Here is a 3430-nt window from a genome sequence, read left to right on the forward strand (position 1 = left end):
TCCGCTTTGCTCACTAAGAAGCATTGCGTTTCAATTCATACATTACTGTATGTACATATTGCTATGAACACTCATTCATTGATTTAATTCTTTGATTACTCACTCGAAAGTAAAGTAATTTCGATTAACTCAACACCTGTGAGTGTCCACACAGATTTCTTGTTTAGATTGTTAAAGAGCGTTTGACCATTCACTTCGCGTTACCGCTCAGCAGGTCAGGGCTGCGTATTCTACGCATTTCCCTTGTCGCGTCAAGGCGTTTTTACAAACTTCTTGAGGCTTTCGAATCAACAGCACATTTTGCACTCGATTCGCACTGTAACCGCGTTGGCTTTCGCTGTCTGCCGTGTCAGTGGATGCGCATTATAGGCAGCGAAAACTTTTGTGCAAGCGCTTTTTGTCAGAAAATTACGATTAATCATCTAGACGCCTAGATATCCAGCAACATGAATAAAAAAGGGACTAAACAGTCCCTTTTTAAACTCATTTGGTTAACGAAACAGTAACTATGGGCTAAAGAATCGCGATTCTTGCTCGACTTCGACTTCTTCACCATCAATATGGGTTTTCACTTTTATCTCGATGTTTGTCACTGAACGCGAAAGTTCGACCGGATCGACCCCGATACTAATAGGTAGAGTTAATACCTCTCCACCAGCAATCGTCACTGAGGTAGGTCCATACCACTTATAGTTGTTGAGGCCTTCAACACTCATAGTGTATTCATGAGCTTGCTCTGTCTTATTCAGGATCTTCAAGGTGAAGGTGTTTTCAATCAAACCTCGATCATTTTCTCGATAGAGTTGATTACGGTCGCGGATAATATCCATACGCACAGGCGCAATTGTCGCACTCGCATAGATAAAGATAAGTATCATCGCGGCCAGCACCACACCATAACCCACCAGCTTCGGACGCAGTACCTTCTCTTTAATACCTTCGAGTTTATTTTCGGTGGTGTAACTAATCAGCCCTAGAGGGTATCCCATCCGCTCCATGGTTTGGTCGCACGCATCAATACAGGCACCACAGTTAATACATTCATATTGCAAGCCATTACGAATATCGATACCGGTAGGGCAAACCTGAACACAAAGGTCGCAGTCAATACAATCTCCTAGACCCATTTCTTTGGGGTCGGCTTTACGTGAGCGCGGGCCGCGGGTCTCACCGCGTTTTGCATCGTAACCAACGATATAGGTGTTTTTATCAAACATCGCCGATTGGAAACGCGCGTAAGGGCACATATGGATACACATGATTTCACGCATCCAACCCGCATTACCGTAGGTCGCTAAGGTAAAAAACACCACCCAGAAGTAGATTGCGCCTGATGCATTAAGGGTAAATACATCGACATAGACTTCACGGCTCGGCACAAAATAGGACACAAAGGTCATTGCCGTGATGAGCGAAAGTACTATCCATGCAGTGTGTTTTGCGGTTTTGCGCCAGATTTTGTCAAAACCCCATGGCATTTGATCTAGCTTAATGCGCTTATTACGGGCACCTTCGAGTTTTTCCTCAAACCAGATGAACATAAATGTCCATACGGTTTGCGGGCAAGTGTAACCACACCAGACTCGGCCGAGATAGGTTGTCACAAAAAATAACGCAAAGGCGGCTATCATAAAGAGAGCGGCAAGTAAGGTCAGATCCTGCGGCCAAATCGTTAAGCCAAAGACATGGAATTTCTGCTCAGCGAGGTTAAACCATACGGCTTGACGGTCTCCCCAAGGGATCCAAGGTAATATCAGGAAGAAGAGCATTGCTATCCAGCCCATGCGGCGGCGTAAACTACTCCATAATCCATCGATTGCACGGACATAAATCCGATTACGGGGGTTAAAGCGATCAGCCTTATCTGCATCAGGCTGGTGAATCTTAATTCGATTGGTTTTCGAATAGTCCTTGTTATTAGATTCTGCGTTCATCGTGACAGCCTTTTACTGCTTTAATATTGGACGAAAACTGGCTTATTATACCCATATTATTAATGGTTATTCACTTATGTTGGACTAAAAGATGAAAGGTTGGATCATATTAGCGCTCCTTTGTGGTGCATTATATTACTTATACACCGAAACAGATAAACTAGATGCACCTATAGCAAAAACAGAGGAAATGGTTCAAAAGATAGAAAGCAAAGTGAGCTCAGCAATGGGCACTCAGATAATTAAAATTAATCAAAATCTCACGAAAGCACGAACAGAGATATTGGAGCGGCTATCAGCATCTGAGGCTGAAGAGTTTAATAAAATCCCACTCACCGAAGATGGCATTGCTGATTTTAAAGAAAACTACTGTGGCACTACAGCCACTGAGCATCCCATTTTTAGCCGAGATAACTTGCTATTTATCTGCGATAACCTCTAATTCCACTAACAGGCAAACGGAATTTTGCAGCCCATCACTAAGCATGACGCTTAGGCGATTGACCAAAGACATGATTCCGCCTAGCCTTTGAACTTCAATTACATAGGCCTTGTATCATGACTAAACCAGTATCAGATATTTTTGATCCCGCACTGTGGGATGAAGTCAGCGGATTTAATTTCGACGATATCACTTACCATAGAGCCAAAGCCCACGGCACAGTGCGTATCGCCATCAACCGTCCAGATTGCCTCAATGCCTTTCGTCCAAAAACGGTTGATGAGTTATATATCGCCCTCGATCACACTCGCCAATGGTCCGATGTAGGTTGTGTATTACTCACTGGCAATGGCCCCTCGGCCAAAGGACAATACTCATTCTCCTCCGGCGGCGATCAACGCATTCGTGGTAAAGATGGTTATAAATATGAAGGCGCCGAAGAGGGCAAAGCCGATTTAGCCAGAATGGGGCGTTTACATATCCTCGAAGTCCAACGATTGATCCGCTTTATGCCAAAAGTAGTGATCGCGGTCGTGCCTGGTTGGGCTGTGGGTGGCGGACACAGTTTGCATGTGGTTTGCGATTTAACCTTAGCGTCCAAAGAACATGCCATATTCAAGCAAACGGATCCTGATGTCGCGAGCTTCGACTCTGGCTACGGCAGTGCTTATCTTGCCAAGATGATTGGCCAAAAACGCGCCCGCGAAATCTTCTTCTGCGGCTTTAACTACAGTGCCGATGAAGCCTTTGCCATGGGAATGGTGAATAAATCGGTTCCCCATGCCGAACTCGAAGTCGAAGCATTAAGATGGGCAAAAGAAATCAACTCGAAATCGCCGACAGCGATGCGGATGTTGAAGTACGGCTTTAACATGACTGACGACGGCATGGTTGGCCAGCAACTGTTTGCGGGTGAAGCAACACGTTTAGCCTATGCCAGTGCAGAAGCTCAAGAAGGGCGCGATGCCTTCCTCGAGAAACGTGACCAAGACTTCTCAGCCTTCCCTTGGCATTACTGATCGAAGCTGATTGCCATATAACGCCCTCATTTGAG

General features: G+C 45.2%; 3 protein-coding genes. 2 read left to right on the forward strand and 1 reads right to left on the reverse strand.

Features of this window, described 5'->3' with window-relative positions; translation table 11 throughout:
* Positions 1-506 precede the first annotated feature (506 nt).
* Positions 507-1934, reverse strand: a complete 1428-nt coding sequence (gene ccoG, locus SHEWPOL2_RS21735) for a cytochrome c oxidase accessory protein CcoG (RefSeq protein ID WP_037431664.1) — start codon at positions 1932-1934, stop codon at positions 507-509.
* Between the two features lie 91 nt (positions 1935-2025).
* On the opposite strand from ccoG, the gene SHEWPOL2_RS21740 reads away from it, so the two are divergent.
* The gene (locus SHEWPOL2_RS21740) at positions 2026-2376 is read left to right on the forward strand and encodes a hypothetical protein (RefSeq protein WP_037424115.1); all 351 of its coding nucleotides are present in this window, start codon (positions 2026-2028) and stop codon (positions 2374-2376) included.
* 116 nt (positions 2377-2492) lie between these two features.
* The gene (locus tag SHEWPOL2_RS21745; RefSeq protein WP_037431666.1) at positions 2493-3395 is read left to right on the forward strand and encodes a 1,4-dihydroxy-2-naphthoyl-CoA synthase; all 903 of its coding nucleotides are present in this window, start codon (positions 2493-2495) and stop codon (positions 3393-3395) included.
* Positions 3396-3430 lie beyond the last annotated feature (35 nt).

The organism is Shewanella sp. POL2, from assembly GCF_000282755.1.
GTDB lineage: Bacteria > Pseudomonadota > Gammaproteobacteria > Enterobacterales > Shewanellaceae > Shewanella > Shewanella xiamenensis.